Below are 4,396 nucleotides of genomic sequence, written 5' to 3' on the forward strand. Positions count from 1 at the left end.
CTGCGCGACCGCTCGGGCGGCCTCGGCCCGGAGACGCTGGTGGTGGCCGCCGCCTGCGGTCTGGAGGTGGTGTTCGCCGACGGCTGCCCCGCCGGGGAGCGTGCCCGCCGGGTCGGCGCCCTCTGGGACTGGCTGCTGCCCTGCCTGGTGCCCCCGGGCCGGGGCGGCGGCTACCGCACCAGGCCGCCGGCCCCGCAGCCCGCCTGAATCCCGGTCCGACCCGTATAGCAGCCCCGGTCCGACCCGGGTGGCAGCCCCGGTCCGGACACGGAACCGCCCTCGGTGCCCGTAGGCACCGAGGGCGGTCCGTCGACCGGTGGACGGCGGGGATCAGGCGGTGATCGGGGCTGCTACGCCACGAACCGACCGGCGGCCGCGCGGCGCCGGGCCCGGTAGAACAGCGCCCCACCGAGGGTCACCAGCCCGCCCCCGGCCAGGCCGAGGACGGCGACCGGCGCCCCGGCCTGGGGCAGCTCGCCGCCGGGGCCGCCCTTCTGCGGCGGAATCGGATGGTGGCCCGGACGGCTCGGGCAGCCCTTGCCCCCGCCGCCCTTGTGGTCGTGCCCCTTCGGCGGGCAGGGCGCGACGGAGATGCAGAGCTCGACCGGCGGGCTCTGCACGGTCTGCCCCTGCGGGTCGCGGGCGGAGGTCTGGGCGGTGTTGGTGACGCTGCCCGCCTGCGCGTCCGCCTCCGTCACCGTGTACGTGCCGTGGCAGGTGGTGCTCTGCCCCGGATCGAGGGTGGTCTGCTCGCAGGTCACCTGCCGGACGCGGTCGTCGCCGACGGTGAGGCCGGTCAGCGTGGTGCTCCCGGTGTTGGTGACGGTGTACGTGTAGGTGACGGTGTCACCCGGGTACACCGTCCCGGCGGCGTCGGACCGCTTGGTGACGGCCAGCGAGGACGTGGCGGTACCGACCGTCACCGTGGCCTGGACCGGCGCGCTCTGCACCGGCCGGCCCTGGGGGTCGGTGCCGTCGGCGTGGGCGGTGTTGGTGACGTGTCCGGCCTGGGCGTCGGCCGCCGTGACGGTGTAGGTGCCGTGGCAGGTGGTGCTCTGGCCGGAGGTGAGGGTCGTCTGGTCGCAGGTCACGGACGACACGTGGTCGTCGCTGACGATGATGCTGTTGATCACCGTCATCCCGGAGTTGGTCACCGTGTAGGTGTAGTGCACCGTGTCACCGACCTGGAACGGGCCCGCGCTGTCGGCCTGCTTGGCGATGATGAGCGCGGACACCGGGGTGACGACGTCGACGGTGGCCTCGACGGGCGGGCTCTGCACTGGTTGGCCCTGGGGGTCGGTGCCGTTGGCGTGCGCCGTGTTGGTGATGTGCCCGGCCTGGGCGTCGGCCGCCGTCACGGTGTACGTCCCGTGGCAGGTGGCCGTCTGGCCGGGCTCCAGGGTGGTCCGGTCGCAGCTCACGGACGAGACGTGGTCGTCGGCCACGGTCAGGTCGTCGATCACCGTCGTCCCGGAGTTGGTCACCGTGTAGGTGTACGCGACGGTGTCCCCGACGTGGAACGGCCCGGCGCTGTCGGCCCGCTTCGTCAGGTCGAGCTTCGGGACGCCCGCCACCGGCAGCGTCACCTGGGCGATCGGGCTCTGCACCAGCTCGCCCAGCGGCCCGGTGCTGTCCGCCTGGGCGGTGTTGGTGACGTGGCCGAGCTGCTCGTCGGCGGCGGTCACGGTGTAGGTGCCGTGGCAGGTGGCGGCCTGCCCCGCGAGCAGGGTGGTGTGGTCGCAGGTCACGTTCTGGACGTGGTCGTCGGCCACGCTCACGTCGGTCAGCGTGGTCGTGCCGGTGTTGGTCACCGTGTAGGTGTAGGTGACGGTGTCCCCGGTGTGGACCGGACCGGGGGTGCCGGCCTGTTTCGTCAGGGAGATCGAGGACGGGCCGATCACCGTGACGGTGGCCTGGGCCTCCGCGGTGACCGGCCGGCCGTCCGAGGTCCCGTTGGCCGTGGCGTGGTTGAGGACCTTCCCGTCCTGGGCGTCGGCCGCCGTCACGACGTAGCTGCCGTGGCAGACCGTGCTGTCCCCGGGGCTGCCGGCCGGTGCCAGGACGGTGGAGTCGCAGGTGATCCCGGTGGCCTTGTCGTCCGTCACCGAGAGCGCCGTCACGGGGCTGCCGCCGGTGTTGGTGACCACGTAGCTGTACGGCACGGTGTCGCCGACGTGGAACGGCTCGGGTGCGTCGACGTGCTTGGTCAGGGTGATGCCCGGTGGCGCCACCACCGGCAGGGTGACCGTGTCGGGCGGCGAGGTGACCGGGCCGACGTCGGTGGTTCCGGTGGCCTGGGCGGTGTTGGTCACGTGGCCCTGGGCGGCGTCCGCGGCGGTGACCAGGTACGTCGCCGTACACGTCACCGTCTCACCGGGCGCCAGGGTGTTCACCGGGCAGGTGACCGGCCCGACCTTCGGGTCGTTGACGGCCAGGTTGGCGATCGGCACGTTCCCGGAGTTGGTGACCACGAAGTCGTACGGGATCGGGGTGCCCACCGTCAGCAGCCCGGGCAGCGGCTCGTGCGGCTGCTTGACCAGGTTCAGCTCGGGCAGCGGCTGGTCGGTGTAGATCACCACGTTGCGGATCAGGTGGACGTCGGTGAACAGGCCGGTGGAGCCGGCGAAGCCGAACTTGTAGGTCGAGGGCACCGGTTCCGGTGCGGGGGTCTGGAGCACCTGGTGCGAGCCGGTGCCGTCGTTGAAGTCGACGGAGACCGTCAGCACCGGGGAGGGCGCCGGCGTCAGGTGCACGTTCACCCGGCGGCGCGAGGGCTCCAGCAGGGTCTGGGCCTCGGCTGGGGTCACCCCGGCGGGCAGCGTGGTGAGCGGGCCCTGGAGCTTGCCGGGCAGGGTGGAGGGCCACGGGCCGTTGGTGGTGAAGTTGCTGGTCGTCGCGGTGAGGAAGCAGTAGCCGGTGGTGCCGTCGCCGGGGCCGCGGACGGTGACCATGTTGGCGCCGGGCGCGGGAACGCGGAAGGACGTACCGGCGGGGGAGCGCTGGGAGCAGCCGTTGCCGCGCTGCTCCCAGTCGCCGAAGTAGTTGCCGAGCACGTCGAGCCCGACGCCGAGGTAGCCGCGGTCGACGCCGGGCAGGAAGCCGAGGTTCGGGTTGTCGTCGGGCAGCTTCTGGGCGTAGCCGAGGCTGCCGCCGAACGCACCGGGGTGGGTGAGCGAGACGTCCCCGTTCACCAGGAAGAACGAGATGCCGTCGGCCGGGGTGTTCGGCGTGGTGCTGCCGTACTGCCACTGGTCGAACGTCACGTCCAGGCCGTTGCCGGCGGGCAGGGCCTGGTCGAAGAGCACCGCGCCGCTCTGGTCGTTGCCGGAGTCGGTGATCCGCAGGTAGCCGAGCGGCGCGGAGTCCAGCGGCGGCACCGGGCCGGTCTCGGCGGCGGGGCAGCCGCCGAGCGGGTGGTCGCCCGGCCCGGGCTGGGCGGGGGCCGCGCCGGTGAGGCAGGCGGAGCCGACGGCGATGAAGCGCGAGTCGGCGGTGGCACCGGTGAAGGCCTCCTGGAGCAGGGGGGTGCCGGTGGCCCCGACCCGCTCCGGCAGCGGCGCGGCGGGGCGGTGCGCGGGCGTGACGGCCTGGGCGAGTGGGGCGAGCGGGGCGGCGAGGCCTGCGCCGAGCAAACCCAGCGTGGCCGCGGCGCTGATGAAGCGGGCCGTTCGGGCGCGAAGCCGTGACGCTCCGCGGGATTGTCTCGTCATAGCGTCACTATGGGTGGCCGTCACGATCCGCTACAAGCTGTGTACTGTCAGTGGAGCTATCGAATAGCTCGGATGAACGAGCGTGAGGCACGGCGCGCGCCAAGGCGGGTTCGGCGGGGCCGGTGGACATTGTTCGACCGTTCCCGACTGACGGTGCGGTAGGGTGGCCGACGCCGAGCATGACCGCGACTCAGGGAGGTGAGCCCCATTTACGGAATGTCCGAGCGGGTGCTCCCGGAGCGCGGCCGCGTGGGCGCCTCGCGCGCATAGCGCGAACGGCGCGCCGACGCGGTGTCGGCCCCCGCGGGAGCCCTGACGGAGTCGTCAGCTCTCCCGTCTTCCCCCAAGGGGTTTCTCTTGTCGGTCTTCTCCTCCGCCTCCCTCCGTTCCTCGGTGGTCTCCCGTCTTCGCGCCGCCGGGTGCGTGTTCGCCGAGGACGAGGCGCGGATCCTGCTCTCCGCCGCCGCCTCGCCCGCCGACCTGGCCGCCATGGTCCGCCTCCGTGCCGACGGGCGGCCGCTCGAACACGTCGTCGGCTGGGCCGAGTTCGCCGGTCTGCGGATCGCCGTCGACCCGGGCGTCTTCGTCCCGCGCCGCCGCAGCGAGTTCCTGGCCGCCGCCGCCACCGCGCTGACCGCCCCGGGCGCGGTGGTGCTCGACCTGTGCTGCGGCAGCGGCGCGCTGGG

The 4,396-nt window shown here is 73.4% G+C and carries 1 protein-coding gene and 2 pseudogenes; 2 read left to right on the forward strand and 1 reads right to left on the reverse strand.

Annotation, left to right across the window (positions count from 1 at the left end; all coding sequences use genetic code 11):
- Nucleotides 1-207 (forward strand): annotated as a pseudogene (locus tag AE652_RS36180) (TetR/AcrR family transcriptional regulator); the annotation flags it as partial.
- Between the two features lie 143 nt (nt 208-350).
- Here AE652_RS36180 and AE652_RS36185 read toward each other — a convergent pair.
- Nucleotides 351-3,710, reverse strand: a complete 3,360-nt coding sequence (locus tag AE652_RS36185) for a DUF11 domain-containing protein (protein ID WP_082346204.1) — start codon at nt 3,708-3,710, stop codon at nt 351-353.
- A gap of 357 nt (nt 3,711-4,067) precedes the next feature.
- Between AE652_RS36185 and AE652_RS36190 the strand changes: the two are divergent.
- Nucleotides 4,068-4,396 (forward strand): annotated as a pseudogene (locus tag AE652_RS36190) (putative protein N(5)-glutamine methyltransferase); the annotation flags it as partial.

The organism is Kitasatospora sp. MY 5-36 (assembly GCF_001182915.1).
Classification (GTDB): Bacteria; Actinomycetota; Actinomycetes; order Streptomycetales; family Streptomycetaceae; genus Kitasatospora.

What these genes read in the sequence shown, in the direction of transcription:
- AE652_RS36185 (WP_082346204.1), bottom strand. Translation starts at nt 3,710, where the DNA reads ATGACGAGACAATCCCGCGGAGCGTCACGGCTTCGCGCCCGAACGGCC.